At 39.1% G+C, this 26,900-nt stretch carries 36 protein-coding genes, 9 tRNA genes and 1 rRNA gene; 37 read left to right on the forward strand and 9 right to left on the reverse strand.

The features are described from left to right. Window positions 1–176 precede the first annotated feature (176 nt). From alr to MUB24_RS15090, 14 genes are all read left to right on the forward strand, one after another. Window positions 177–1,295, forward strand: coding sequence for an alanine racemase (gene alr, locus MUB24_RS15025; protein WP_280517008.1), 1,119 nt, complete (start codon window positions 177–179; stop codon window positions 1,293–1,295). A gap of 305 nt (window positions 1,296–1,600) precedes the next feature. Further along, the gene (locus tag MUB24_RS15030; protein WP_244705464.1) at window positions 1,601–1,882 is read left to right on the forward strand and encodes a CopG family ribbon-helix-helix protein; all 282 of its coding nucleotides are present in this window, start codon (window positions 1,601–1,603) and stop codon (window positions 1,880–1,882) included. 4 nt (window positions 1,883–1,886) lie between these two features. After that, window positions 1,887–2,237 carry a type II toxin-antitoxin system PemK/MazF family toxin gene (locus MUB24_RS15035; protein WP_244705466.1) on the forward strand — a complete coding sequence of 117 codons (351 nt, stop codon included), beginning with the start codon at window positions 1,887–1,889 and terminating at the stop codon, window positions 2,235–2,237. A gap of 176 nt (window positions 2,238–2,413) precedes the next feature. Further along, window positions 2,414–3,247, forward strand: coding sequence for an STAS domain-containing protein (locus tag MUB24_RS15040; protein WP_244705468.1), 834 nt, complete (start codon window positions 2,414–2,416; stop codon window positions 3,245–3,247). Continuing rightward, window positions 3,244–3,600, forward strand: a complete 357-nt coding sequence (locus tag MUB24_RS15045; protein WP_244705470.1) for an STAS domain-containing protein — start codon at window positions 3,244–3,246, stop codon at window positions 3,598–3,600. Before MUB24_RS15040 ends, MUB24_RS15045 begins: the two co-directional genes overlap by 4 nt. A gap of 3 nt (window positions 3,601–3,603) precedes the next feature. Continuing rightward, window positions 3,604–4,005 carry an anti-sigma regulatory factor gene (locus MUB24_RS15050; RefSeq protein WP_244705472.1) on the forward strand — a complete coding sequence of 134 codons (402 nt, stop codon included), beginning with the start codon at window positions 3,604–3,606 and terminating at the stop codon, window positions 4,003–4,005. Between the two features lie 13 nt (window positions 4,006–4,018). Further along, window positions 4,019–5,026 (forward strand): PP2C family protein-serine/threonine phosphatase, encoded by a 1,008-nt coding sequence (locus MUB24_RS15055; RefSeq protein ID WP_244705474.1) that lies wholly within the window; start codon window positions 4,019–4,021, stop codon window positions 5,024–5,026. A 73-nt stretch (window positions 5,027–5,099) separates the two neighbouring features. Beyond that, window positions 5,100–5,429 (forward strand): anti-sigma factor antagonist, encoded by a 330-nt coding sequence (locus MUB24_RS15060; protein ID WP_244705529.1) that lies wholly within the window; start codon window positions 5,100–5,102, stop codon window positions 5,427–5,429. A gap of 1 nt (window position 5,430) precedes the next feature. After that, complete coding sequence (rsbW, locus tag MUB24_RS15065) at window positions 5,431–5,904, forward strand: anti-sigma B factor RsbW (RefSeq protein ID WP_244705476.1); 474 nt, start codon at window positions 5,431–5,433, stop codon at window positions 5,902–5,904. Beyond that, on the forward strand, window positions 5,882–6,676 hold the full coding sequence (gene sigB / locus MUB24_RS15070) for an RNA polymerase sigma factor SigB (protein WP_244705478.1): 795 nt from the start codon (window positions 5,882–5,884) through the stop codon (window positions 6,674–6,676). Before rsbW ends, sigB begins: the two co-directional genes overlap by 23 nt. Beyond that, on the forward strand, window positions 6,673–7,269 hold the full coding sequence (locus MUB24_RS15075; protein WP_244705480.1) for a PP2C family serine/threonine-protein phosphatase: 597 nt from the start codon (window positions 6,673–6,675) through the stop codon (window positions 7,267–7,269). Before sigB ends, MUB24_RS15075 begins: the two co-directional genes overlap by 4 nt. 148 nt (window positions 7,270–7,417) lie before the next feature. Next, entirely contained in the window at window positions 7,418–7,843 is a 426-nt protein-coding gene (locus tag MUB24_RS15080) for a hypothetical protein (protein WP_244705482.1), read from the forward strand. Continuing rightward, window positions 7,821–8,291, forward strand: coding sequence for an endolytic transglycosylase MltG (locus tag MUB24_RS15085; protein WP_244705484.1), 471 nt, complete (start codon window positions 7,821–7,823; stop codon window positions 8,289–8,291). The genes MUB24_RS15080 and MUB24_RS15085 overlap by 23 nt, the downstream gene beginning before the upstream one ends. 104 nt (window positions 8,292–8,395) lie before the next feature. After that, the gene (locus MUB24_RS15090) at window positions 8,396–10,567 is read left to right on the forward strand and encodes a Tex family protein (protein ID WP_313898455.1); all 2,172 of its coding nucleotides are present in this window, start codon (window positions 8,396–8,398) and stop codon (window positions 10,565–10,567) included. Between the two features lie 294 nt (window positions 10,568–10,861). Here the strand turns inward: MUB24_RS15090 and cmpA are convergent, their stop codons facing one another. Then, window positions 10,862–10,975, reverse strand: coding sequence for a cortex morphogenetic protein CmpA (gene cmpA, locus MUB24_RS15095; protein ID WP_244705486.1), 114 nt, complete (start codon window positions 10,973–10,975; stop codon window positions 10,862–10,864). A gap of 85 nt (window positions 10,976–11,060) precedes the next feature. On the opposite strand from cmpA, the gene MUB24_RS15100 reads away from it, so the two are divergent. From MUB24_RS15100 to MUB24_RS15160, 13 genes are all read left to right on the forward strand, one after another. Next, complete coding sequence (locus MUB24_RS15100) at window positions 11,061–11,534, forward strand: SprT family protein (RefSeq protein ID WP_244705488.1); 474 nt, start codon at window positions 11,061–11,063, stop codon at window positions 11,532–11,534. An 81-nt stretch (window positions 11,535–11,615) separates the two neighbouring features. Further along, window positions 11,616–11,687: transfer RNA gene (locus MUB24_RS15105), tRNA-Asn, on the forward strand. Between the two features lie 92 nt (window positions 11,688–11,779). Beyond that, window positions 11,780–11,870 (forward strand) — tRNA-Ser (locus MUB24_RS15110). Between the two features lie 11 nt (window positions 11,871–11,881). Beyond that, window positions 11,882–11,953 (forward strand) — tRNA-Glu (locus tag MUB24_RS15115). A 170-nt stretch (window positions 11,954–12,123) separates the two neighbouring features. Further along, window positions 12,124–12,198, forward strand: a tRNA-Gln gene (locus MUB24_RS15120). A gap of 19 nt (window positions 12,199–12,217) precedes the next feature. Further along, a tRNA-Leu gene (locus MUB24_RS15125) sits at window positions 12,218–12,299 on the forward strand. 59 nt (window positions 12,300–12,358) lie between these two features. Then, window positions 12,359–12,442: transfer RNA gene (locus tag MUB24_RS15130), tRNA-Leu, on the forward strand. A gap of 332 nt (window positions 12,443–12,774) precedes the next feature. After that, entirely contained in the window at window positions 12,775–12,978 is a 204-nt protein-coding gene (locus MUB24_RS15135; RefSeq protein WP_244705490.1) for a hypothetical protein, read from the forward strand. A 55-nt stretch (window positions 12,979–13,033) separates the two neighbouring features. Beyond that, window positions 13,034–13,447, forward strand: coding sequence for a DUF5412 family protein (locus tag MUB24_RS15140; RefSeq protein ID WP_244705492.1), 414 nt, complete (start codon window positions 13,034–13,036; stop codon window positions 13,445–13,447). 327 nt (window positions 13,448–13,774) lie between these two features. Then, window positions 13,775–13,861: a DUF4467 domain-containing protein gene (locus MUB24_RS15145; RefSeq protein ID WP_244705533.1), complete on the forward strand. Its 87-nt coding sequence runs from the start codon at window positions 13,775–13,777 to the stop codon at window positions 13,859–13,861. 293 nt (window positions 13,862–14,154) lie between these two features. Then, the gene (locus tag MUB24_RS15150) at window positions 14,155–14,622 is read left to right on the forward strand and encodes an 8-oxo-dGTP diphosphatase (RefSeq protein ID WP_244705494.1); all 468 of its coding nucleotides are present in this window, start codon (window positions 14,155–14,157) and stop codon (window positions 14,620–14,622) included. A gap of 210 nt (window positions 14,623–14,832) precedes the next feature. Then, the gene (locus MUB24_RS15155) at window positions 14,833–15,276 is read left to right on the forward strand and encodes a GNAT family N-acetyltransferase (protein ID WP_244705496.1); all 444 of its coding nucleotides are present in this window, start codon (window positions 14,833–14,835) and stop codon (window positions 15,274–15,276) included. Window positions 15,277–15,486: 210 nt separating this feature from the next. After that, complete coding sequence (locus tag MUB24_RS15160) at window positions 15,487–15,729, forward strand: hypothetical protein (RefSeq protein WP_244705498.1); 243 nt, start codon at window positions 15,487–15,489, stop codon at window positions 15,727–15,729. Between the two features lie 174 nt (window positions 15,730–15,903). Here the strand turns inward: MUB24_RS15160 and MUB24_RS15165 are convergent, their stop codons facing one another. From MUB24_RS15165 to MUB24_RS15200, 8 genes are all read right to left on the reverse strand, one after another. Further along, window positions 15,904–16,206, reverse strand: a complete 303-nt coding sequence (locus MUB24_RS15165; protein ID WP_244705500.1) for an addiction module toxin RelE — start codon at window positions 16,204–16,206, stop codon at window positions 15,904–15,906. 63 nt (window positions 16,207–16,269) lie between these two features. Continuing rightward, the gene (locus MUB24_RS15170) at window positions 16,270–16,626 is read right to left on the reverse strand and encodes a hypothetical protein (RefSeq protein ID WP_244705502.1); all 357 of its coding nucleotides are present in this window, start codon (window positions 16,624–16,626) and stop codon (window positions 16,270–16,272) included. Between the two features lie 581 nt (window positions 16,627–17,207). Further along, a complete protein-coding gene (locus tag MUB24_RS15175) occupies window positions 17,208–18,197 on the reverse strand; it encodes a hypothetical protein (RefSeq protein WP_244705535.1) in 990 nt (329 codons plus the stop codon). Between the two features lie 212 nt (window positions 18,198–18,409). Beyond that, window positions 18,410–19,150, reverse strand: a complete 741-nt coding sequence (locus MUB24_RS15180; protein WP_244705504.1) for an ABC transporter permease — start codon at window positions 19,148–19,150, stop codon at window positions 18,410–18,412. Next, window positions 19,147–20,058 carry an ABC transporter ATP-binding protein gene (locus MUB24_RS15185; RefSeq protein ID WP_244705506.1) on the reverse strand — a complete coding sequence of 304 codons (912 nt, stop codon included), beginning with the start codon at window positions 20,056–20,058 and terminating at the stop codon, window positions 19,147–19,149. The genes MUB24_RS15180 and MUB24_RS15185 overlap by 4 nt, the downstream gene beginning before the upstream one ends. Before the next feature lie 233 nt (window positions 20,059–20,291). Continuing rightward, entirely contained in the window at window positions 20,292–20,909 is a 618-nt protein-coding gene (locus MUB24_RS15190; protein WP_244705508.1) for a response regulator transcription factor, read from the reverse strand. Next, a complete protein-coding gene (locus MUB24_RS15195; protein WP_244705510.1) occupies window positions 20,906–22,006 on the reverse strand; it encodes a sensor histidine kinase in 1,101 nt (366 codons plus the stop codon). The genes MUB24_RS15190 and MUB24_RS15195 overlap by 4 nt, the downstream gene beginning before the upstream one ends. Before the next feature lie 58 nt (window positions 22,007–22,064). Further along, window positions 22,065–22,475, reverse strand: a complete 411-nt coding sequence (locus MUB24_RS15200) for a hypothetical protein (RefSeq protein ID WP_244705512.1) — start codon at window positions 22,473–22,475, stop codon at window positions 22,065–22,067. Between the two features lie 174 nt (window positions 22,476–22,649). On the opposite strand from MUB24_RS15200, the gene MUB24_RS15205 reads away from it, so the two are divergent. From MUB24_RS15205 to MUB24_RS15250, 10 genes are all read left to right on the forward strand, one after another. Then, the gene (locus tag MUB24_RS15205; protein ID WP_244705514.1) at window positions 22,650–23,000 is read left to right on the forward strand and encodes a class I SAM-dependent methyltransferase; all 351 of its coding nucleotides are present in this window, start codon (window positions 22,650–22,652) and stop codon (window positions 22,998–23,000) included. After that, window positions 22,997–23,347 carry a hypothetical protein gene (locus MUB24_RS15210; protein WP_244705516.1) on the forward strand — a complete coding sequence of 117 codons (351 nt, stop codon included), beginning with the start codon at window positions 22,997–22,999 and terminating at the stop codon, window positions 23,345–23,347. The genes MUB24_RS15205 and MUB24_RS15210 overlap by 4 nt, the downstream gene beginning before the upstream one ends. A gap of 208 nt (window positions 23,348–23,555) precedes the next feature. Further along, window positions 23,556–23,960 carry an NUDIX hydrolase gene (locus tag MUB24_RS15215; protein ID WP_244705518.1) on the forward strand — a complete coding sequence of 135 codons (405 nt, stop codon included), beginning with the start codon at window positions 23,556–23,558 and terminating at the stop codon, window positions 23,958–23,960. A gap of 110 nt (window positions 23,961–24,070) precedes the next feature. Next, window positions 24,071–24,535 carry an AAA family ATPase gene (locus MUB24_RS15220; RefSeq protein ID WP_244705520.1) on the forward strand — a complete coding sequence of 155 codons (465 nt, stop codon included), beginning with the start codon at window positions 24,071–24,073 and terminating at the stop codon, window positions 24,533–24,535. A gap of 129 nt (window positions 24,536–24,664) precedes the next feature. Next, entirely contained in the window at window positions 24,665–25,333 is a 669-nt protein-coding gene (locus MUB24_RS15225) for a hypothetical protein (protein WP_244705522.1), read from the forward strand. Window positions 25,334–25,656: 323 nt separating this feature from the next. Continuing rightward, complete coding sequence (locus tag MUB24_RS15230) at window positions 25,657–25,818, forward strand: hypothetical protein (RefSeq protein WP_244705524.1); 162 nt, start codon at window positions 25,657–25,659, stop codon at window positions 25,816–25,818. A gap of 376 nt (window positions 25,819–26,194) precedes the next feature. Further along, window positions 26,195–26,271 (forward strand) — tRNA-Arg (locus MUB24_RS15235). Window positions 26,272–26,365: 94 nt separating this feature from the next. After that, window positions 26,366–26,442: transfer RNA gene (locus tag MUB24_RS15240), tRNA-Pro, on the forward strand. A gap of 15 nt (window positions 26,443–26,457) precedes the next feature. After that, window positions 26,458–26,531 (forward strand) — tRNA-Gly (locus tag MUB24_RS15245). Between the two features lie 158 nt (window positions 26,532–26,689). Next, window positions 26,690–26,900 (forward strand): 16S ribosomal RNA (locus tag MUB24_RS15250); the annotation flags it as partial.

Consider the following 26,900-nt stretch of genomic DNA (forward strand, 5'->3'; position numbering starts at 1 on the left):
ACCTCTTCAAAAAAGGTCTGTTTTTTTAGTTTTTCCATTTCTTCACCAATTGTTAATATTTTCCACAATTACAAATTGTTTATTCGCTGAAACTTAGGTTACAATGATGATTGACATCTGGTAAATAGAGTTTGATAATAAATATCAGTTTCTATTTTGTTTAGGGAAGTGAACCTTTGGTGGGTGAACATCAATTTTATCGAGATACTTGGGCTGAAATTAATTTGAATGCCATTATGTATAATATGAAAGAAATCCGTAAGCTGTTTCCTTCAGAGACAAAGGTCTTTGCGGCTGTTAAAGCCAATGGGTATGGTCATGGTGCCGTTCAAACAGCTAGGGCGGCACTTAAAGCAGGGGCTCATGGTTTGCTCGTTGCTTTTCTGGATGAAGCCTTGGTCCTAAGAAAGGCGCAAATTACTGCACCCATTCTTGTATTAGGGTATACGCGGCCAGAGGATGCAGGGAAAGCGGCTGAAGAACATATATCTTTAACCGTTTATCAATATGACTGGTTGCAAACGGCAGAGCATGCTATTCCTCAAGGGTACAAGCTTTCCGTCCATATAAAATGTGATACAGGTATGAATCGAATTGGAGTCAAAAAAGTAAGTGAATTAAGCGAACTTGAAAAATTCATCGATGCTTCTCACACGTATTGTTTTGAAGGAATCTATACCCATTTTGCAACAGCCGATCAAGTGGAGGAGAGTTACTATCAGCAGCAATTAGCCCGCTTTCACGATTTTCTGAACGTTTTAAAGACGCAACCATCCTATATCCATGCTGCCAATAGTGCTGCAGCACTCATTCATCATGATTCGATTTTTAATGCGATTAGAGTTGGTATCGCCTTATATGGTCTGTCTCCTTCACCAGAAATAAAACCCTTACTGCCTTTTACTGGAAAAGAGGCATTCTCTCTTCACTCGAAAATCATTCATATTAAAAAATTAGCAGCGGGTGAAAAAATAAGCTACGGGGCAACATATACAGCGGAACAGGAACAATGGATCGCGACGATCCCAATTGGGTATGGGGATGGATGGCTTAGACATCTACAAGGCTTTCATGTGATAGCAGATGGGGAACTAGTCCCGGTCGTCGGCCGAATTTGTATGGATCAGACAATGCTCCAGCTTCCACGTTTTATGCCAGTTGGGACGAAAATTACCTTGATTGGCGAACAAAAGGGGCAACAGGTATCCGTTGATCATGTTGCAAAAAAATTAGACACAATCAATTATGAAGTAACATGTATGATCAGCCATCGTGTTCCGCGGATCTACGTATAGGCCCACAGGATGTGGGTCAGAACGAGGCCCACAGGGTGTGGGTCAGAACGGCGTTGCGCCAGGACGGCGCGAACTTAGCCGTTCTTCCCCATTAAGGTGCTTGTGCTTTTCTTACATTTTTTGCCGAAAAAAATAAAAATTTTGGTAAATAAAGAAGGATAATTACGATAAACGTAGAAGTATAGGTATTAAATCCAAAATTAACGGTTGATACTAGAGAAAGAATCTAGAAATACCTTTGCACAAGTGCTGAATGATGGTATCATAATACAGAATGGTTTGTAGTGATTGTGGAGGTGTAGTGGGTGTCTGAATCCAGCGCAACAACGGAAATCATGATTCGCTTACCGCAACAATTGATTGCGGAAATGGACGGATATGCTGAATTGGAAAATGTAAATCGGAATGAATTTATTTATCGTGCTACAAAAATGTATCTTCGTGAACGAAGAAGGCGGCAAATTGTGGAAACAATGCGGCGTGGTTACATGGAAATGGCGAAAATCAATTTGGCAATTGCTTCGGAAGCCATACAGGCGGAATATGAGGCGGAAAATACAGTCGAACGTCTTGTAAGCGGGGGCTAGTATTTTGAGTGTAAAACGTGGTGATGTGTATTTCGCCGACTTATCGCCAGTAGTCGGTTCAGAACAAGGCGGGGTGCGCCCTGTTTTGGTGTTGCAAAATGATATTGGGAATCGCTTCAGTCCCACTGTAATCATTGCAGCCATAACGGCGCAAATTCAAAAAGCCAAATTGCCCACTCATGTGGAAATTGATGCCAAAAAATATGGATTTGAAAGGGACTCTGTTCTACTACTTGAACAGATTAGAACAGTGGATAAGCAACGGCTAACGGATAAAATTACACATCTGGATGAAGAAATGATGGAAAAGGTAGATGAAGCCTTGCAAATTAGTTTAGGCCTCATCGATTTTTAAGGCGCTTTATTGTTGAAAAACAAAAGCGTCTTTCTTATTGTTGTAGACCACTTTTTTCCTATTTCTCTGTTAAGATGTCTTTGTATTTGAGTTTGTAAATGGGCTATGGTTAAAATGAAAAATAAAGGATTTGCACGGTTTTTGGATCGTCAGCAAATAGAGGAGGAAAGGATTCGATGAAGAGAGAAATTGCTCAATATATACAAAATTATGGAGGGAATATGCTGGATGAGTGGATGGTTGAAATGAAGGAAAAGGGGGATTCTCGTTCATTCAACACCATCTCAGATAATGTGTTCAGCAATATGAGTAAAGAATTTTTAGATGTGATTGTTTCCAATATTGTCGATTCAAATGAAATCTACCATGAGAAAGTGAAGGACTTTGCTGAAAGTATTATAAAATTAGGTTGGCCACTTACTTACCTAACAACGGGGATTCGGGTGTTTCAAAGTATTATCTTTGAGAAAATGGTGACCAAAAATGAGTATACGACTGAACAAATAAAGTTATTGGTTCTTGACCTTGAGGACTGGTTGGCCCCTTTACAGGATCAGATGATTGATACCTATTCAGAAACTTGGGAGAAAACGATCTCGATGCAAAAGGTTGCTTTACAGGAACTTTCCGCCCCCCTCATTCCGGTCTTTGAAAAGATCTCCATTATGCCCCTTGTAGGAACAATTGATACCGACCGTGCCAGATTAATTATGGAAAATCTTTTAGGTGGTGCAGTTAAACATCGCTCAGACGTCGTTTTAATCGATATTACAGGAGTCCCTGTTGTGGATACAATGGTGGCTCACCACATCATCCAAGCGGCAGATGCAGTTAGATTAGTAGGGGCAAAATGCATGATTGTCGGAATTCGTCCGGAGATTGCTCAAACGATTGTTAATTTGGGGATTAATCTTAACCATATTACAACAACTAGCACATTGCGGAAGGGAATCGAAAAAGCACTTGAATATACCAACAGGGAAATTGTCATGATGGAGGGTGCAAATTGAGAATACCAATACTAAAATTAGGCAAATATTTACTTGTTTCGATTCAATGGGAACTAGATGATCAAACAGCCTTACAATTTCAAGAGGATCTATTGCAGATGATTCATCAGACAAATGCAAGTGGTGTGGTGATTGATATTACATCCATAGATTTTATAGATTCATTTATTGCAAAAGTCTTAGGTGATGTGATAGAAATGTCTAAATTAATGGGAGCTAAGGTAGTCATTACTGGTATCCAACCTCCAGTTGCCATTACGCTGATTGAACTTGGAATTCGCTTGGATGATGTGATGACTGCACTTGACTTAGAAAACGGTTTAGATAAATTACAACAGGAACTGGGGGAGTAGCCTATGGAGCTACAGTCCTGCGTGAAAATATTAAATGAATGGGACATAGTAGCAGTTCGCCAATTAGGCAGAAATGTGGCAAAGGAGCTTGGGTTTGGGACTGTCGACCAGGCAAGAATCACGACTGCAATCAGCGAATTGGCAAGAAATATTTTCTTGTATGCCGGTCAAGGCGAGGTTTGTATTGAAAAGTATTATGTAGGTGAAAAAACGGGTGTCAAAATTATTGCAAAAGATAATGGAGCGGGAATTGCCGATATTCGCAAGGTAATGGAAGACGGCTATACCACATCAGGGGGGTTGGGAGCCGGACTTCCAGGTGTGAAGCGGCTGATGGATGAATTTGACATCTACTCCAAAGTTGGGGAAGGAACAGAAATCACTACAGTGAAATGGCTCCGATAGGGGGATTTTCATCATGGGCTTTAGAGAAAGTTTGGAAGATAAATATAGAGCTATTCTGGGTAAATATTTAGAAGGTAAAGACGAGCAAACATTGTACCAAGGACAGAAATTAAGTAGAAAATTAATCGAACATCATATCTCTCCTGAGGAGATTATTAGCTTACATAGAACTGTTCTCATGGAGAATGGATTTCAAGCAGACGCTATATTCGATTCCTTTGATATTTTGCTAGAGGTCATGATGGGCTATGGACTTGCATACAGAGAGCATCAAAGCCTACGAACGGAACAGCTTGCATTAAAAAATGAAATTGAAGTAGCGGCGAAAATGCAACAGACCTTGTTGCGGACCGTTAAACCTGAGATTGAAGGGCTTGATATTGGCGTTATTAGTGTGCCTGCTAGACAGATGAACGGAGATTATTATCATTTTGTCAAAGACGAGAATCAATGCCTTGGAATTGCAATTGCGGACGTGATAGGCAAAGGAATCCCAGCCGCTTTGTCCATGTCGATGATAAAATATGCCATGGATAGTTTCCCAGAAAATCAACATAGTCCAAAGCAAATTTTAGAAAGTTTAAATCGAGTAGTGGAACAAAATGTGGACCCCAGTATGTTTATTACAATGTGCTATGGGGTATATGATCCCCGTACACATGATTTTACCTATGCCTCGGCTGGACATGAAGCAGGTTTTTTTTACAATGGTGAAAAACAGAACTTTCAGGATTTAGAAGCCAGAGGATTATTATTAGGTATCGAAAAGAAAACGAAATATAAGGAATTTAACGTACAACTTTCACCTGGCGACATGGTTATCCTTTTATCAGATGGTGTGACGGAATGTAGGACACAAGAAGGATTTATTGAAAGGGAAGACTTAATTTCAATGCTTCATGATTATATACATATGTCAACCCAAGAAATGGTAACGAAAATCTATAAGGATTTAGAAAGATTGCAAGATTTTGAACTTCGGGATGATTTTACTCTTGTGATTTTAAGAAGAGTTCAGTAATACAATCAATAGGTTTCGTTTTTAAGGAATCGGGTAGAAGTAAATTCAGTACTTTTAAAGGGGTTGGTGGATGATGAATATTTCTATAGATGTACAAGAAATGGAATCGATTATTAGCGCTAAACTTGCCGGTGAAATAGATGCTTATACTGCTCCAAAAGTTCGTGAAGCACTACTCCCGCTTGCAGAACAATCCGGCATAAAAATTGTCGTTGATCTAACGGATGTACACTATATGGACAGTACAGGCTTAGGCGTCTTTGTAGGATTATTTAAAACATTGAAGAAGTACGACGGCAAGCTTGTTTTAAAAGGAATGTCTGGTCGTTTGAAACGGTTGTTTGATATTACGGGACTAACAGATGTGATGGATGTCAATACCGAGGTAGAAGGTGGAGTTTAAGATGAAAGAAGCGTTTGACTACATTGAAATGAAAATTCCTGCAAAACCAGAGTATGTTGGGGTTATTCGACTAACCTTATCAGGAATTGCGAGCAGAATGGGCTTTACGTATGATGTCATTGATGATTTGAAAGTAGCTGTGAGTGAAGCGATCACGAATGCTGTGCAACATGCCTACAGGGAAAAGGAATGTGGGGAAATTGTTGTAGGATTTGCTCTTTATGAAGACAAACTCGAAACGATGATCGCTGACTCTGGAAAAAGCTTTGATTTGGAAAAGGCGCGCTCTAAAATCGGTCCATATAAGAGTGGTGATAAAGCTGAATTTCTTCGGGAGGGTGGCCTAGGACTGTATTTAATTGAAAGTTTGATGGACGAGGTGAAGATACACCAGCATGAGGGAGTAACGGTCTTTATGACCAAATTCCTTGAAGGAGAGCAGGTGGAGAGTGATGTTGAAACAATCTCAACCTGAACAAGGGCAAAGCCAAATTAACGAATGGATTAAAGCGTATCAAACCGATAAAGATGAGGAAGCTCAAGATAAGTTAGTTTCTCAGTACTATAAGTTAGTTGAATCGATTGCCCGAAAATATTCAAAGGGGAAATCGTTCCATGAAGATATTGTACAAGTAGGACTCATCGGCCTGCTTGGGGCCATACGCCGCTATGATGAAACGTACGGAAAAACATTTGAAGCCTTTGCAATCCCTACAATTATTGGAGAAATTAAGCGCTTTTTAAGAGATAAGACCTGGAGTGTTCATGTTCCACGGCGTATTAAAGAATTAGGTCCTAAAATTAAGGCAACGGTAGAAGAATTGACAAGGGAGCTTCAACGTTCGCCTAAAATTCCAGAGATTGCTGCCCATCTTGAAATACCTGAAGAGGAAGTTTTAGAAGCGATGGAAATGGGGAAAAGCTACCAAGCTTTATCTGTTGACCACTCGATTGAAGCGGATGCTGATGGCAGTACCGTCACATTATTGGATATAGTCGGTCACATTGATTCCGGTTACGAAAAAGTCAATCAAAAAATGATGTTGGAAGAAGTCCTTCATGTTTTGTCTGATAGAGAACGGAAAATCATTCAATATACGTATTTAGAAAACAAAAGCCAGAAAGAGGCTGGAGAAATGTTAGAAATTTCACAAATGCATGTATCCCGTTTACAAAGGAAAGCAATCAAAAAACTGAGAGAAGCCATTTTTGAAAATAAAAAAGATGCGGAGAAATCTTCTATATGATCCATGTGAAAAATAGTCATCTAGAGGCACATGCCTTTCAAACTGCTAAAGACAATAATGTTTATTGTGGTGATGGCTTCTACCTAAACTTACAAAATGATTATTTCCTTTGCGTTTTAGCCGATGGATTGGGAAGTGGACGATATGCCTATGAAGCTGCTAAGGCTGTAACTTCTGTGGTGGAATCTAACCCAGAGGAGAGTGTCGATACATTGATGGATTATTGCAATAAAGTGTTACTGCGTACACGAGGAGCGGCAGTAGGGATTTTAAAAGTTGATTTTCAAAAGCGAGAATTTGCATACAGTTGCGTTGGCAATATTCGCTTTTACGTTTATACGCCAGCAGGCAAATTAATTTATCCGTTACCCGTGACAGGCTATCTCTCCGGAAGACCCCAAAATTTCCATACCCATCTATATTCCTATGAAGGACAGTCTAAATTCCTGATCCATTCTGACGGCTTCATCAATATAAAAACCCGCGACTTGCTCGGAGGAAAGCATTCAGTTTGGACCATGACCGACCAACTAAAAGCAAAACAAATCAATACAACAGATGATATGTCCTTTATTGTCGGAACCCTACTCTAAGAGTAGGGTGTCTTTGCGGTGCCTGGCACCACCCGAATATGGTCGGAAAAAGTCTAAACCTCACCTTTGGATTTTCTCAAAAAGATTACATTTTTAATAAATTCTTGCTTTTAATCAGAATTTAGTTCAAATTATAGAGGATAGTATATTGAAAGATTCTGCAAAGGAAGTGAAGAAAATGATGGAATGGATGTTAGCCATTTTATTAGGCACAGCCGTTGTGCTACTTATTCTATCGTTTGTAAAAACACGGCAGACCTCAACAAAGATGGAGCGGGAAATGGATCAACTCTCTCTTACTTTTACAGATGAATTGTATAAAGTGCAACAACAAATTCGATTGGTAGAAATTGATGGTTTCATTACTGCACAAGAAGCAGGCGCTCTTCCAATCTCTTCGGAACAACGGGTTTTGCTGCGTGAGGTCATCGACCTTTATAAACGAGGCTACTCGATTAAAAATATTGCAGCAAAGAAAGGCTGTTCTCAACAGGAAATGGAACAATTACTTGCTCCTTATATGGATGTAAAGGAAGGGGAGAAAAGTAATCATGTCGGCAAAATCAATGCGTAGCTTTGCGATGGGGTTAATGATTGCGGCATGTGCCTGTGGTGTGGTCTACTATTCTACTCCCAATAATGAAACAAATGCTAAGGTGGAAGAAAAACCATCGGTAGAAGATATGAAAAGCATGTTAACCTCGGAGGGATATGTGATTCACACAGAAGAAGAGTGGGAGGAACAGCTTGCTGCAATGAAAAAAGCAAAAGAAAATGTTCCGGAAGAACCAAAAGAAAAGCCGAAGGAAAAAATAGTTTATCATGCGATCATTACTGTCACCGAAGGAATGACCAGCATTGATGTTGGAGAAGCTTTACAGAAGGCTCATATTATCGATAAAAAAATGGATTTTGTCAATGAGGTCGAAAAACGGAAGCTTTCAGGGAAGTTACGGCCTGGTACATATGAAGTGAATGATCAGATGAAGTTTGACGAAGTGATATCTGTGTTCTTTAAATAAAAACTATGAATGAAAAAAGCTGGATCATCACCGCAGTACTTGCTGGATGCTCTAGCTTTTTATTGATAAAATGGGAGGAAGAAATAGAGAAATGAGGGACTTACGTGACCATTGAACAAAAGATCGATTTGCTTGGGAAGATCGCCAAAGAGCTTACTTTATCTAAAAAGCAAGTATCCAGTGTGATTGACTTATTAGAAGAGGGAAATACCGTTCCATTCATTGCTCGTTATCGAAAGGAAATGACCGGCGCTTTAGATGAAGTGCAAATCAAAGGGATATTGGATAGTTGGACCTATTTACAAAATCTAGAACAAAGAAAAACCGATGTCATTCGATTGATTGAAGAACAGGGGAAATTAACGGAGGACTTAAAGGTAGCTATTTTACAAGCGGATCAATTACAAATGGTAGAAGATTTGTATCGCCCTTATAAACAAAAGCGTCGCACCCGTGCTGCTGTTGCGAAAGAAAAAGGATTAGAACCTTTAGCACAATGGCTTTTACAGTTTCCAACAGACGGTAATGTGGAACAAGAAGCTGAAAAATATATTTCAGAGGAAAAAGAAGTGTCGGATGCCACAGAGGCAATAAAAGGCGCCCAGGATATTATCGCAGAGCAAGTTTCTGATGATGCTGCGATTCGTCAATGGATCCGAAGGGAATTTTTCCATTCAGGAAAAATAACCTCTGTTGTGAGGGACGCAGAAAAAGATGAGAAAAAAGTGTTTGAAAATTATTATGATTATGAGGAACCAGTAAAAAGGATTGTGCCCCATCGCACTCTTGCTTTAAACCGCGGCGAGAAGGAAGAAATATTAAAAGTCTCCTTGAAAATTGAAGTCGAGAAAATTCTGCAGTATTTACATAGAAAGTTAATTAAAAAAGCGGATTCCATGGCTGCTTCAACGGTAATGGAAGCCATTGAGGATGGGTATAAACGGTTAATTGAACCGGCGATTGAGCGGGAAATTCGCAATGAATTGACCGAAAAAGCGGAAGCCCAAGCGATCCATATTTTTTCCGAGAACTTAAGAAACCTGCTCTTACAGCCACCTTTAAAAGGAAAAATGGTATTGGGAGTTGATCCTGCTTATCGTACCGGTTGTAAACTAGCGGTAGTGGATGAAACAGGTAAATTGCTACACATTGATGTTATTTATCCCCATCCGCCAAAAGCAAAATTAGCGGAAGCAAAGGAAAAAATGATTCGGATCCTGAAGCAATATAAGATCGAAGTGATTGCAATTGGAAATGGGACAGCCTCTCGAGAAACGGAGCAATTTACGGCTAATATTTTAAAGGAAATGAAAACCGATTTGGCCTATGTGATTGTGAATGAAGCGGGGGCGAGTGTTTATTCAGCATCCGCCTTGGCAAGGGAAGAATTTCCAGACTTACAGGTGGAGGAAAGAAGTGCAGCTTCAATTGCTAGAAGACTGCAAGACCCATTGGCTGAACTTGTTAAAATCGACCCGAAATCAGTTGGTGTTGGGCAATACCAGCACGATGTCTCTCAAAAGAAATTAAATGAATCATTGACATTTGTTGTAGAAACAGCGGTCAATCAAGTGGGTGTCAATGTCAACACAGCTTCGCCCTCATTATTACAATATGTTTCCGGTCTTAGCAAAACAGTCGCAAGCAATATAGTGAAGTTTCGTGAAGAAAATGGGAAGTTCTCAAGTCGAAAACAGTTGAAAGATATCCCGCGTTTGGGGGCGAAAACATATGAACAAGCCATTGGCTTTTTACGTATCCTAGATGGGATGGAACCGTTGGATACTACGCCAATCCATCCTGAAAATTACGCAGAAGTAATGAGCTTATTAAAGCGGCTTGGATTTTCAACGAAGGATATTGGAAGTCAAGAACTTGTTGAGGCATTGAAAAATGTGAATAAGGAATCAATGGCTAATGAGCTAGAACTTGGACTTCTAACATTAGAAGATATTATGGAGGCTCTGATGAAACCGGGACGGGATCTACGGGACGAACTCCCCAAACCTTTATTGAAAAAGGATTTATTAAAGTTAGAGGATTTGAAACCGGGGATGGAGATGCAAGGTACGGTTCGAAATGTCGTCGATTTCGGTGCATTTGTGGATGTTGGGGTGAAAGAAGATGGACTTGTTCATATATCCAAACTAAGTAACCAATTTGTGAAACATCCACTTGACGTTGTCTCTCTTGGAGATATTGTGACCGTTTGGGTGGAAAAAGTAGATGTACAAAAAGGCAGACTTTCCCTTACGATGTTACCCGAAGGTGAATAAACTTCAGTCAGTGGGGGATTAGATCTACAGCAGCAGGTCATGCAGACGAAGACGTGCGGACGGTGCTCTTAGTCTGCTTTCCTCTATTCCTCCACTGATTGTAAGGATCAAAAGCTAAATTCGCGACGTCCTATCGCAACGCCTTTGTGAACCACATCCTGTTGCCTGAACCAATCGAGGATTTGACTTTCAGTTGATCTCCCACCTACAATTCTTGTTTCTTCCTCGAATTCTTGAAGTAGGAGTGTTGTTTCCAGTTAATTCGGGATAAACAAGGAAAAACACTGCATCCCTTTATTTGCAGTGTTTTCTTCTATAAAAATTCCAGCATTGGTTCAATAATTTTATTTGATAGAGATTTTTTTCAAAGAAGGCCTTTTGCATTTGATTTAAAAACCAGACGGGCATTTAAAAAACCTCCCATATTCGTTTTCCACTATAATATGATAATAGCCAAAACAAAGTTCCAATACGATGGGTATGAGGTGTGAACATGACAAATGAAGAACTCCAATCTTTAGTTAAACAAATATCTGAGCAACACTTCAAAAAACCGTTTCTACATCATGCCATATTTAACGGTCGATTACGCACAACAGGGGGGCGTTATCTGCTTTCCTCTCATAATATAGAGATTAATCGTAAGTATTTAGAAGAGCATGGCTTTTCTGAACTCGAAGGCATTATTAAGCATGAACTTTGCCATTATCATTTACATATAGAAGGAAAAGGGTATCAACACCGAGACCAAGACTTTAAGAAGTTAATGAAGCAGGTTGGCGCACCACGTCATTGTACTCCTCTTCAAAAAGTAAAGAAAAGCAGTGGGAAAATATATATTTATCAATGCCAGGATTGTGCCCAAATCTATGAACGTAAACGCAGGGTGAATACGGACCGTTTTGTATGTGGCAAATGCAAGGGGAAATTAAAGCAAAGGAAGGAATACTTTTCTCAAAATGACTGAATGTGCAATGTAAGCATCAAAAAAGCCATCTTTTTATTGACAGGTTCTCGTTAGCCCCTTATAATCATAAGAGTCATTTATTCCGCAGTAGCTCAGTGGTAGAGCTATCGGCTGTTAACCGATCGGTCGTAGGTTCGAATCCTACCTGCGGAGTCTAGTGAAGCAAGGTGAAGGGTTTTCTGTAAATGGTTCTACACTTTTACTGGAAGACCCATATATATATTGCTATAGCTAGTTATTTTTATGGGGAAGTACTCAAGTGGCTGAAGAGGTGCCCCTGCTAAGGGTATAGGTCGCGTAAGCGGCGCGAGGGTTCAAATCCCTCCTTCTCCGCCATTATGTTTTTTGGCCCCTTGGTCAAGCGGTTAAGACACCGCCCTTTCACGGCGGTAACACGGGTTCGAATCCCGTAGGGGTCATTAAGAAATTCTTGATATTCTATTCATTGTGGGTAGAAACACTTAGGGACAAATCCCAAACGTTTTTCGTTCCTGCAAATTCAAGATGAAAATTCAACAGTTTATTCCCATATTTTACAACTTGTATTCACTGTTGCATATATGGTACTATATTACTCTTCCCTTTTGATTGGGCTATAGCCAAGTGGTAAGGCAACGGACTTTGACTCCGTCATTCGTTGGTTCGAATCCAGCTAGCCCAGCCATTGCTTTTTATAGTTTTGAGCGGATGTGGCGGAATTGGCAGACGCGCTAGAATCAGGATCTAGTGCCTTCGGGCGTGGGGGTTCAAGTCCCTTCATCCGCATTAAAAAACTTGACAACAATAGGCATTTTTGACATAATAAATCATGTCTCTTTCATTAAGCGGTAGTGGCGGAATGGCAGACGCGCTAGGTTGAGGGCCTAGTGGGTGAATAACCCGTGGAGGTTCAAGTCCTCTCTACCGCATCACATATAAATCAGTGATACCAACGCTTTTACGGTGTTGGTATTTTTTTTCGTGCATTTTCAAAATGTTTTTTTGTATCATTTATTAACCACTACATCACCATTTTTAAAAAGTAGTCGTCTAGGCTATCAAACGAATTTGAAACAAGCAAAAAAAGTAAAAGATTCCTATAATAAGTTAAAAAAATCCGATGGCACAGTTGCTGCTAATACATATAGACTTGCAACGTTTTACTCATTGGTAAAATCAAATGGGCCTTGGGACTTAAAAAGAACATTAGGAGCAAAAACTAAATATACGTTCAAAGGTTCATCTAAAACAGGAGAATATATTGGAAATCATCATTATAGGTTATATGGGTAAAGCCGTTGGATTTAGCAATACAGTATTAAAAGGTGCAGCTGGAATGTATCAAGTGTATATTGGAACTCCAAATGGAAATTCATCTCTTCATATTTTGATGATCCTGCCGATCAAAAAGCTATCACAAATGGATATACAGATTATAATAATGGATATAAATTTGAATATATAATAGCCTGATATTTTCAGTTAGTATACAATAGAGTTAAAAAAATAGGGGAATAACATTGAACACAATAAAAAAAATAAGTTTATTTGTAATACTACCTATTTTTATAGTGATTATCTTTCTGTTTTTTATCTTAGATTCTCTATTCTTCAACATCAGTCTTGATAGACTTAATGGAACTGGAGAAAAACAAGAAGAATATACATCGCCTAATGGAAAATATAAAGCTGAATTTTTTATTATTAATAAAGGTGGAGCAACAGCTGATTTTCAAGAAAGAGTATCTATTACATCTTTAAAAGACAATAAGAAGGAATTTAAGGATAAAACAATATATTGGTTGTATCCATCTAAAGAAAACACAACGATACAGTGGAAAGATGACAATACAATTATTATTAATGACAAAATAATAAACATCCATAATAAAAAATCATATTACAATTGGAAAAAAGATAATGATTTGAGTTAAAATTTGAAAATTGGTTTGTTTATTCAGAATGGACATTAAGGAGTCCTGATGGTTAAAATGCAGATTTTCGTTTGCCGGTAGGACTCTTTTTTTCTTGAAGGTGGCTTCAATAATAATATTTCTGTGTCGCTAAAACAGGTGATGTTCAAATTACCGCCACTTCTGTCATCTTTTTTTGTCAGCGATAGACGCCAGACTTACCACTCGTTGCCTTAAAAAGTGGGTAATATTAAAATAATGTAAAACAAAAGCAAATTTCTCTTTTATCGATAATATGATGATGCAATTGATGAAGTAATTTCCTTGGATAGAGAAGTCGCAAAAAGTTTGGGTGCAAATACGGAGAATAAGACTAGAGATAATGCGATTATACGTGTTTTTGAGGGTGGGAAGTATATTCAATTGGCATTCTAATCCGATAATCCAGACAGAAAAATAGCACCTTATTCAGAAGGGGATAGATTAGGTTTAGATAAGAAAATACCGGATTATGAAGAGGTAAGGGCAAAGAAACAAAACTCTAAAAGCAGATAAAAAATGTCTGCTTGAAACTCATAATGATTAGTTCCGTGTTATAATCGGGATAGGTGTTGCTTTGAAATAAAGTTCGATAATTTATATAGAGAGTTTGATACAATTAAGTTGGTAAGCTGGGCTGTGACAACTCAACAAACGGGCCATTATCTAAAACAAAGGAGAAAAGAGAAATGATGAAAATTGATTTATATACTATGTGCATAGTACAAGATGAAGATAAGGTATTATTAGTAAATAGGCCAAGTAAACTTGGTTTTCCTGGTTATTTAGGTGCAGGAGGCAAAGTTGATTTTCCAGAAGGACTTACTGAAGGGGCTATTCGTGAAGTATGGGAGGAAACAGGATTGAAAGTTAAGGATTTAGTTTTTAAAGGCATAGATGAATGTGTCGTTCCTGAAAAAAACTATAGATATATGGTTTTTAATTATTTAGCTAAATCTTATGAAGGTGAGTTATTAACAGATCCACCAGAAGGCGAGTTATTATGGGTTCCAATTGAAGAGGTACTTAGTCTTCCTATGCAATCTTGGTTTAAAAGGAAATTCCCATTATTTTTTGAGGAAGGAACGTTTGAAATATATGAAGTATGGGATGAAGAAAATGAAGTCATGTTAAAAGAATCAGTGAAAATGTTATAATTGTTCCACTAACGGGCGCTTTAGCTGAATAAAAGTTGTGCCAGAATCGGGCCATATTGTGGCATAACGGATGAACAATATTTTGCTAAAGTTAGGGTCAATTGGTGCATAGTAAAAAGAAATATTTACTTGACCATATACCTAAAAATACAGACATATTAGGGTTACCTGAAAAGGAATTCGTTAAATAAAAATAAGGAGGGATTTCAAATGGAAATATATCAAGCTACGATTGAGGATTTAGAAGGTGTATCAAATTTATTTAATTCATACCGCATGTTTTATGAACAAACATCAGATTTAGAGGGTGCTAAGGAATACATAAAAGAGCGTTTAGAAAATGAAGAATCCGTAATATTTGTTGTTAAGAAGAACCAAAAGTACGTGGGATTCACACAGCTTTATCCTACTTTCTCTTCTATTTCGATGAAAAAAGCATGGATATTAAATGATTTGTTTGTCAATCTGGAAGCAAGGAAACAAGGGGTAGGAGAAATGCTTTTACATAAGGCAAAAGATTATGCTATTAAAACAGGGGCTAAAAGCATTGCTCTTAGTACAGCACAAGATAATTTTTCAGCACAAAGGCTCTATGAAAAAAATGGATATGAACGGGATTCACAGTTTTATCACTATGAATTAAGTTTAACTTAATAACCGTTTTACCGATTATTCATCAATCGGGCGCGATAGCTGAAGATCATAGGTATAAAATGATCAAACTTTTTTGCGAAAAATATATACTAATTCACAAGAGAGAACCCATTTTGATTTTTCAAAACTTATCTTTTAATTTAACCTCAATTGTGGGTTTATAATTATAGTATAGATTACAATAAGAGAATTAATAAAGGAGTGATAGACATGTCACATTTTGAAACAAATGTATTGAAGTTGTTAGGAGAAATGAATCAACGTCAGAAAGATTTTCAAAAAGAGGTAAATAATCGTTTTGATGATGTGAATAAACAGTTTGATGATGTAAACAAGCGATTTGATAAGATTGAATCGGATTTGGCGGAAGTCAAAAAGACAACAAATATGATTCATGAAGAAGTTACTTCTATAAGAGTAGATGTGACAAAAGAAAAAATAATGAAAAATTAAATCATATGAACAGAAATTGTCTAGTTGTCGTCGTAAAATATTGGATTTGAACGACAGGGACAAATTGGGGTTAACCAGGTTAACTATAGTTAACTGATGCATCTTTGAAATAAAGTTTAATAATTTATATCTTTCAAGGCTACAGCAAGAGCAAGTAAAGAAAAAAGCATCCTTTTAAAGAAAAAAACTGACTCTCATTGCCGGGATGTTCCATTCTTCTTTTAGCTTTTTTAGGGTTTCTAATCGCTTATCTGTAATTTTATTCACTTCATTATCTTTAAGCTTGCCAATCGTAATAATTTCTGCAATTTCTGCCTTATCGCCAACAATTCGATAAACAATCCGAATGCCAATTTTTCGGAATTTAATCTTTCTGCAACCAATTAAATTCCGCGTTAACTCTTCTCCTAGAACATCCGCACGTTCTTCCATTTTTGCAAGAGCAGTATCTACAAGTTTTTTAATGGAACCATCCAATTTTCGATATTCCTTTTTTGCTTCCTCAATAAAAACAATTTCAAACTTTATCTGTTCCCTTGATCACTCGAATAACTCTTCATCAGAAATGGCGTTTGGATCAATACGACGGAATTCCTCATATCCATTCTTACCCATTACTTCTTTTAGATGGTATCTAATATTAGCGGCGTCGGCTTTTTCAATTCGGCGTGCGAGATTAATTTCCCAAGATAGCTCACTTAGAGCTTCAAGTTCCATATATAGCTTTTCATATTCTTTATAATCCAATAAGACAGAATCAATCCGATTATTTTCAGAAATAAATTGCGGGATTACTTTTGCCTTTTTTCGAACTTCCCCAAAACGTTTAGCTGCTAACGATGCTGGAACAACCTGATCTACATTAAAATGTGGTTTATCCTGTTCATTCACCGCCAATCTTTTCATCTCTCTTCTTGGATACGCTTCATATAATAAAAGGATACCAGTAATTGCGTAAAATGCACAGTTAAACGTTACGCAAGTTAAAGAGGGAGTTTGAACGCGCCTAAATGATGTTCTACCTTTTTTTAGAAAAACCCTACAAGTTAGTCGGTTATTCAGTAAAGATGTTAGATACATTTTGAAATAATAAATGAATTTATAAGAAAAACGAAGAAAACAAGAGAAATCGTTAGTATATAGAGGGAGTTTGATACAATTACGTTGATAAGCTGATTGTGACAATTTAACAAGCAGGCCATTTTGCTGGCTGCTTTTCCGCTGCTCAAAGGAACTTTAAATGAAGGTAACAAAAGTTTGTTTGAAACTCATAATGAAGTTCTGTTGCTATAATCGGGTTAAGTGTGACCTTGAAATAAAGTTTGATAGGATATAGGTTATCCCCCCACCTCTGCCATCTTTTTGACCCACTTCAGACAAGATATTGATCCACCTGTGACAGAACCTAAATAGCACTCATACATAAAACGGGCGTGTGTATTCTTTTGGTTATTTGGAACATTGGAGGGATCAAAAAATCAATTCGATCTCCTTACCCTATACAGAGCGAGGAACAGAAGAATGATGGCTATAAGCGCAAAGACCCCATTCCCGATCAGATCAACGGTTCCTTTTGCGCCAATAACTGGATATTGGAGGAAGCCGTTCCAAGCGTATGTCAGCAAAGCACCCCCCGCAAGTGCGACTAAATGGGATTCCCCCCACCCTTCAGAACGTGACCAGCGTGTGCATATAATAATCATTATTGTGAAAAGCGCGATACAGACACAGACAGTCAACCAACTATGCAGTAGATGGTTGCTAACCATAAACAAGCTTGATGCGACCAGTGACACAATCCCAACGAGCCGTGGACTCGGTGCAATCCCCCTTGTGATGGAGAGCGAACTTTGGTGAATGGCAAATGCAACGACAATAAGGACTATGATTGCAACAAGTGTACCAATCAATTGGGGTGCCGTCGAAAGAAAGAATCCCTGCACGTATGTGCCAAAGAAATTTATCGCTGATCCAAAAATGAACAATAGGCCGACAACCGTCAGACCAATCTTCCCTAACCAAGGTCTGGTTCTTTGATCGGGGACCAGTGATTCCATAAGGGCAATTGGCACGCTCGTGCTCCAAACCGTGTGAAGCGTAAGAACAAACAGTGTCCACCAGGCGCCCATTCCAAGTGCCGGAATATAAGTGGAACTGAGCAATTCCTGACCAGCATAAGACGGATTGAACAGTGATTGTGTGATCAGGCCTTCCTCAATAACACCATAAGCCAAGCCGAGCAGAATCATCGTCGGCCAACCGCGGTGGAAACGTCGAGTTATTTCTCGAATGAGGATCGCCCCGCCACCATACATCGGCGCAAAGAAGAGCGGGGCTGCGATCGAACTTATTGATATGTTGCCGAGTAAAAACTCCGCGACTAGCGGAGAAAGAAAAAACAGTCCAAATGCAGGCGCGACACGACGACGCATTGTCAAAGGACTAGTTGAAACTAGGTTAAGATTCATCTTACTCAAGTTTTTCTCTCCTCATTTATTTTTTATAGTGTATGGTGAACTCGCAATTACGTGGTAGGAAAACATGTAAATGGTCCTCATGTGGTGTTTCCATTGTCATTAATCTGATTGTGATTAGGTTATACGGTGTTGTCACCACAGCCCGTGCTATACTTCCCCAATAAAAAAAGTATTTTTATAAAGATTTCTCAAACATGATCGTCTTATTCCCCGCTCCAGCGGAAAAACCGTGAAGACAAAATGATTGACACGATGGCGACACCAATGAGGACCGCGACATCCACCCCATTCTCCCAAATCGGTGTGAAATTCCATGTTTGCCTTATTAAATCAATGACGTAGTAAAGCGGAAGGATGTGGGCGATAACACGTAATACGTTTGGCATCCATTCAATCGGAAAGGTGGCTCCCGATAGAAAAATCATCAAATTCAAGACGAGTGAACTGATGGCTGAGGCAGTCCGAACGTTTTTGGCAATTGAATTGATCAACAGTCCGAACGGAAAGAAGGCAACTAGGCTTAATAGGATGGCTAATAAGGTACTTCCCAAATATTTCGGTACATGTAAATGGAAGACGAGGTATCCAAAAATGAGAATAATTACGGCGCTGATGGTAAAAATGACGGTTCCCTGCACGGTTTGCGCCGTTAATACCATCCAGGGCCTTACTGTTGTGACCTGATAGCGTCGCAAAATGCCTTTTTCACGATAGTTAGCCATCACCGTTCCGATTCCGAAAAACGCAGTGGTCAAGATGTTCACGGCAATCCAGGACGGGATGTAAGCATTGCTGTATGTCATCCCACCGATTTTTGCGCTTCCGAACATCTCTCCGAATAGCCAGATCATCAGAACCGGAAATAAAAAGGTCCAGAACACGGCCATTTTTTCTCGAAAAAATAACTTTGTTTCCATTACCGACAGTTTCACAATTTTATTCATACTGATCGCTCCTTTAACAGGTGAACAAACAAATCATCCAGCGTGCCACGCTCGAAACGGAATGCGGTCACTTTCCAATCGCGTTCTTCACATTCTTTTAAAACCAAATAGGCGGAACGCTGGAGATTCTCCGTTCGAATTCTCACCTGTTCCCTGGTTTTCTCCACGTGAATCACGCTGGGGAGGGAAATCAATACATCGGGATCCACATCAAAACTCTCAAACGCTAGGTAGTTTGTCGCAAGGTCTTCGAGTAACTCATTCGGTTTTCCAAGTGCCCGGATTCGGCCATCGTACACCATGGCGATCCGGTCGCAAAGTTTTTCGGCTTCTTCCATATAATGCGTTGTGACTAGGATGGTGGTTCCTTGTTCCTTCAGGGTATGGATGACTTCCCATAACTCGCGGCGTGCTTGCGGATCGAGCCCCATGCTCGGTTCATCCAAAAATACAATTTCGGGTTGATGCAAAACGGATAAAGCGAGTGTTACCCGTTGTTTCCAGCCACCAGAAAGATTCTTGAAATAAGAATTGAGTTTGTCTTGCAAATGTAACTGTTCAATGATGTCCACCAGGCCGTGTGTGTCATAAAAAGAGGCAAACAGATTTAGCGCTTCCTTGACCTTCATTAACTCCTGGATGGATGTATCCTGAAACTGCACCCCAATTTTTTTATTTAATTGATAGCGGTCTGATTCCTTGCCGGGGTCATAGCCGAGTACGTGTACCCTTCCGGAATCTCTTTTCCGCAATCCTTCCAGAATCTCAATCGTTGTAGTTTTACCAGATCCGTTCGGACCAACAATCCCGAAAATTTCGCCTTTTTCGACTGTAAAAGAAATCCCCTGTACGGCTCGAGTTTCCCCGTACTGTTTGGTTAAGCCTTCAACTTCAATGACATGTGGCACTTTTTTCTCCTTCTCTCATAAAGAAATTCTCTCTCTTCGGTCTTGCATCATAAAATCAGTTTTGTTTTACAAGGTAAGTTAAAAATAAAGTATAAAAATTGGCTATTGTTGGATCCAGCTCCAGGCGCCATCGGCTCGAGGTCAAATAACCTGAGCCAATAAAAGTCAAGATCGGACTTTTCTTGTCTCAGAACATTTGCTTGTCGGGGCTGACCAAGGCGCTTGCGCTTTTCTTACAAAAATGGTTCTTCCGGCAGCCACCCTTTGTTTTCGGCAATGGAGACGGCATCCATTCGGTTTCTCGCTTCCAGCTTCTGAATAATTTCGGAGATGTAGTTGCGGATCGTAGCTGGAGAGAGATAGAGAGCCTTACTGACCTCTTTGACTGAATCCCCCTTCTTCAGGTGCAACAAAATCTCGGATTCTCGTTTCGTCAGTGGGTTTATTTCTTCCATCATGGAAAAAGTCAGATGTGGGCTGAAGACACGTTTGCCCACGTGAATTTTTCGCAGTGCTTCCGCCAATTCGGACACGGGCGTATCTTTTAGCAAATAACCCATTACTCCGGCCTTCACGGCACGTTGCAGGTACCCGCTTCGGGCGAAGGTGGTCACGATGGCGACCCGGCATTCACTGCCTTCATCCCTCAACTTTTCCGCTGCCTCCAGTCCACTTAACAATGGCATCTCTATATCGAGCACGGCAATATCGGCGTTTTTTTCCTGAATCAGCTGGAGAGCCTGTTCACCGTTGTTGGCTTCCCCGACAATTTCAATATCTTCTTCCAGGGCCAATAACTGGCTGACCGCGGACCGAAGCATTCCTTGATCTTCCGCAATGACGATTTTCATTGGATTCCCTCCGTTATCGCTGGTTTCTTAACTTTTGGCACGATGATCGTGATTTTCGTTCCTTTTGTTTCCCCGGTTGCCATTTCAAGTTTCCCTTCGATCAGCAACAACCGTTCTTTCATACCCAACAGGCCGCTGTGAAACTGGTCGTGATTTTCCTTCGCAATGCCGATCCCATCATCCTTCACCTGAAGAATGTATCTTCCAGGTTCTTCTTTAAGGCGGAGTGTGCATCTGCGTGCGCCGCTGTGTTTCACGACATTGGTCACACATTCACGAAGACACAGGCTCAGGATATTCCGGATAATCGGCGGGGCTCCTGAAAGTTCATCATTCCGTTCCAATTTGAATGAAATTCCGGCAGATTCGCAAATTTGAGCCGCCTGTTGGCACTCCTCATCGAGATCGATGGACTGCATATCACTGATCAGTTCCCGCACCTGCAATAAAACAGATCGTGAAATATTTTGGATCTCACGTGCTTCTTTTGAGGCTTGATCGGGATTCTGGGGAATCAGCCGCTCCACCAATTCACCTTTCAACGTAAGCAGAGACAGGGTATGGCCCAGCGTGTCATGAAGATCACGGGCGATTCGCTGGCGCTCTTCATTTTTTATCAACCGGGAAATTTCATCATTGGCATATTGTAACCCCAATTTCATTTCATGCGATTTCCGGATCATTCTCACCATATAGGGCAACAAGAAAAGAATGAGAAGAATCGAATACCAGCCAAGGTACAATGGATTTGACTCTCGCAAGAAATAGAACCCAGCCGACCCGGCAAAGAGCACAGCCATGAGTACAGTCATTCCAGTAATTTTACGGTAGGATGGGTACTTGCCGATCACCAAAGCGGGATAAAAGCCAAAGATTAATTCCCATGGGCTAAAGAAAGCCCCCCATAAAGCTATCGCGACTAATTGAATAGTAATAAAAAGAGTCCGGTATTTCGCGTTCATAATGCTGATTAAATGAGCTGTTGCAATGATAAAAAACAAAAGATAGCTATACCCTGTTTGTTGCGGAAAGATAATCAGAGAAATCAAAGGGGGAAGCAACATCATCGTTTCCCACGGGAGTCTGATGCGAGACATTTTTTTACCACCTCCATCATTTTGGACTATCATACCATATGATTTTGAACCATTGAACTTAACCTTTTTTGTTGGTTATCGCGGCTCCGGAAACCTGGGCCTGTTGTCCGCGTTTCAGCCACATCGGAACCAACCAGATCGAAAGTAAGAAGACCACGATATGCACCGGCTGTGCAATAACGCCGAATTTATCTGCAGGGGGATTAGCCAAAACATTGAGCGACGACAACAGAGTGACACCTCCGGTAAGCAGAACATAATAGAGTGAAGGTCTGGCCGTTTTTCGAAACCACTTCACGAAAATCATTGCCCCGGCGATATTTGCGATGATCGAAGCAACCGCAATGGAGATCCAATTTAACTGGGAAAACCATAGGCCTGTTACAGCACCTAACAGGTAAGCTGTGGCAATAGCGGCAGCCCCTGAAATAACTCCCACATATAAACCGATTAATAAACCTATTCTCATTGTTTTTTGTGCCTCCTTCATTTAATTTGTTAAAAGCATATCGAAAAGGCGACGGGGGCGGTAGTGATGGATATCACTTCTTTGATATGATAAATATCACTTTTTGAAGCGATAACGAGTGAAAAAAGCCCAATAATCTAAAACGTCGTGTTTCCCCTAGTAAGGGGTATTCTATTGAATAATAATATTGATTCAAATCCATTTCTTGAAATTGAAAATCCACAGCCATTAGGACCTGGTTCGTATGAAATGGCATTACCATTAGTTAAAGCTGTAAACATAAAACCTGGGATGCGGGTTTTAGAAATCGGAGCTGGCACTGGTCAAATTGCAACAACTTTAGCAAAACATTGGGACGTTTCAATAGTAACTTTGGAACCGTGGGAAGACCTAAATGTCATTCATAATTATGCCACAGAAAAAGGCGTGGGAAATCAGGTATTAGCTATTAATGCTAAAGCACAAAAATTACCATTTGCTAATAACTCTTTTGATGCGGTAATCGGTATTGGTTCTTTTTTATGATAGGTGAAGAACGACCTCAAGCTCTGAAAGAGATAATTCGTATAACTAGAAGTAATGGGCGAATTGGGTTTGCAGAACCAATGTGTACAACGAACCCTATACCTTTAGATATTACACACTTTGATATCATGAAAAGCTATAAAGAATGGCTACGAACGATTAATTGGAATTGTGATTTATTCCGTCAGAATGGTTTAGAAATCATTGAAGCCTATTACTTTGAGAATGCGTATAAGTTATGGGTTGATAATTTTAAATATTATGATGGAGAGAAAGATATCATATTACAGGATAATGGTCGTTGGTTATCTTCTGGTTTAATAGTAGGACAAAAAACAGATAAGTAATAAAGTAGGCAATGGGAATAGACTCTCATTGCCGTTTCTTATGGAACTAATAGGTGCTTTAGTGTAATATTGATAGCCAGAGTTATTGTTGTACGATCTTCCATAATAAGGCGCTTTTCACTGATATAGAATAGTGCCAATATTGCAAGGGCCAGATGGGGTGAAGAAAGGCTCTGTTATTCTATATAATAGTGGGATGGTGAGGAAAGTGAGAAGAATAGATGTAGCATACGGTTTTATTTGTGAGCGAAGAAAAGTTCTGATGGTTAATAATCAAGGTGGTAGCTGGTCTCTTCCTGGTGGAGCAGTTGAAAAGGGGGAAACGTTAGAACAGGCAGTTATTCGTGAGGTTAAAGAAGAGACGGGTTTAACAGTAGAAGTTGAAAACATTGTTTCGGTTAACGAAGCCTTTTTTAAAGAAAAGGGCCATCACGCTTTGTTTATAACATTCAAAGCAAAAATTATTAAAGGAAATCCTACAATTCAAGATGAAAATGAAATATCAGAAATAAAATGGGTGGATTTTCAAACAGCGAATAAGTTAATGCCTTATCATCCTATTGGTGTGGAAGGTTTGCTTGAGTCTTCCTCTCCTTACACTTTTGAGGGTTAACCAATCAAATATTGGGGTGTTTACAATGATAAAATTTTTTGAGTATAACTGGCAGGTAAGAGACGAATGGTTTAACAAATTTGTTTAATTCTTATTTAAGGAGATTTATTATGACGATTGTATTTGTAACTGGTTTATCTGGTGTAGGTAAATCATATACATTAGAACGATTAGAAGAACAGGGATACAAAGTTGTTGATACGGATTATGGGTATGTAACTAACAATGGAAATGGTGATACTGAAGAGACAGTCTTGGATGAAGAAAAAATAACAAAATTGCTAAATGAAAATGGGCAAACGCTTTTATTTATTGCAGGTTGTTATTCAAATCAAAGCAAGTTTTATAAACACTTTGATTATGTAGTTCTATTAACGGCAGAGCAGGACGTAATGATTAAAAGAATTGATGAAAGGACGACTAATTATTATGGGAAAAGACCAGAGGAAAAAGAAGAAGTAATAGATAGTTTTAATCATGTATTACCGTTATTAAAAAATAGTTCAGATCTAATTATTGATACGACAAATATGGACGTAGACGTAATTTGTGAAAGGCTCAAAAGTTTATTATAGTATGCTGTATTCGTTGGAAAGTTATTTTATTACGCTAATGGTGTAGCTTGTTGCAGAAGGATAGCGACGGTTATATATGCAGAAAAGAAATATAAATTAAATCTCTCTTTAATGGAAGGCGTGTTTAGTTTGGAATTTTTAATTATTCAACCAAAACTCGAAAAAAATATTGATCAACTCGAAGCTGAATTAAAAAATAATCCTACTGTTGATGTAGTTATATTTCCAGAAGGGTATCTAAATGAAAATGTGAAGCAAGCCTGTGATTTGGCAAAAAGATATAATACCGTTCTAATCGGTGGACATAGGAGGCTCCAAGAAAGCCCAAAAGACAGAGTGATAATAATTAATCGTATGGGAGAGGTAATTTTAGATAGAGTCAAGTATAGTAGAACATCTTTTGTCGTAGAAGAGGGATTGAAAATTGGGCACATTCTTTGCGACGAGCTAATTGTTCAAGGTATCAAGAGTAAAGAATGTAATGACATTGACTTAATTGTACATCCAATTGGAGTTGGAATGTTTAGCAACGAACAGTTTAAAGAATGGATTACAGAAGCAACAAAAATCGCAATTACATATAAAACAATGATTATTGGTACAAGTCATGCTGATGGATCATTTGGAAATACGGGTGTTTCTATCCCGATTGCTTATTGTATTGATAAGGATGGATCAGTTGTTTTTATTTCCGAAAATGATGTCCGAACACGCATTTTAAATTTTGAAACCAAAGAAGTGTCAGTTCTAAACTTTAAAAACAAAGTAAAATGTCTGTTTGAAACTCATAATGATTAGTTCCGTGTTATAATCAGGGGAGGTGTTGCTTTAAAAGAAAGTCCGACAATTTATATAGCGAGTTTGATACATTACGTTGATAAGCTGAATTGTGACAATTCAACAAACAGCTTTTTTTCATAACTTTTAAAAATATAGGGGGAGGTGATTTGTGTGAGTGCCAATGTAGCTGTCGTCAGAAAGCATAGTGCTATCAGTTAGATCGCTCTGGCAATTGGAATTGTTTGCTTTTTTATTACTTTTGTTCAACCTACAAGGATTGTGATGATAGGTTCTTTAACTGGAGATTATGTTACTTATGGTTTTACAGCTATTGGCTTCATATGCTCGATTATTGGATTATCGAACAACGTCAGAAAGATTTTCAAAAAGAGGTAAATAATCGATTTGATGATGTAAATAATCGATTTGATAAAATTGCACCGGATTTGGCGGAAGTCAATAAGACAACAAATATGGTTCATGGAGAAGTCGCTTCTATCTAGAGTAGATGTGACAATGATTAAAGGAAATCTTAAAGAAATTGAGGTGGAACAGGCGTATCAATTCTCGAAATGGGGAGAGCATGACAGGCGTATTGATAATTTGAAAAGAAGAATAATGTCTAGAATAATTGCTTAGTGAAAAAGTAAAGAATTGTAAGAATTAAAGAATTTTATTTTTTTACTTGAAAATTGAACAATTCTGTTGTAATATCTATAATTGTTCGTGTGATTCGTTCACCATGAATGAACCAAAAGTGATAAAAAATAATAAAAAAGCATAGACCAAATGATATAAAATGAGGTTAAATTGGTGAGGGCCCACTAGGTGAATACCCGTGAAGGTCCAAGTCCTTTCTACCGCACCAAATCATTTCATGCGCCCGTAGCTCAATTGGATAGAGCGTTTGACTACGGATCAAAAGGTTAGGGGTTCGACTCCTCTCGGGCGCGCCATTTTAATTAGTAGATATTCATGTTTACAATTGGTTGGATCATTCGCGTTATAGGCTAAAGAGTATATCCGATGTCTTTATTAGTATGTCTATAGCGGGAAGTAGCTCAGCTTGGCAGAGCGCTTGGTTCGGGTCCAAGAGGTCGCGGGTTCAAATCCTGTCTTCCCGACCAGAGTAAATATTTTATGCGGGTGTAGTTTAGTGGTAAAACTACAGCCTTCCAAGCTGTTGTCGTGGGTTCGATTCCCATCACCCGCTCCAAAAAAACACTTGACAGATGATTTGTTGGTTGATATAATAATAAAGTTGCTGTTAAAAAAGTTTGATCTTTGAAAACTGAACGAAACGAACGTCAATAAATAATGGACAGATGTTTTTAAACCATTGCCAGCAATTGAGAAGGAACACAAACTTCTCTCATTTATGAGAGTTTGATCCTGGCTCAGGACGAACGCTGGCGGCGTGCCTAATACATGCAAGTCGAGCGCATCTTTTGGGAGCTTGCTTCCAAAAGATGAGCGGCGGACGGGTGAGTAACACGTGGGCAACCTGCCTGTAAGACTGGGATAACTTGCGGAAACGTGAGCTAATACCGGATAATTTCTTTCTTCGCATGGAGAGAGGTTGAAA

This window comes from Lederbergia sp. NSJ-179, assembly GCF_022867885.1.
Taxonomy (GTDB): Bacteria; Bacillota; Bacilli; order Bacillales; family Bacillaceae_C; genus Lederbergia.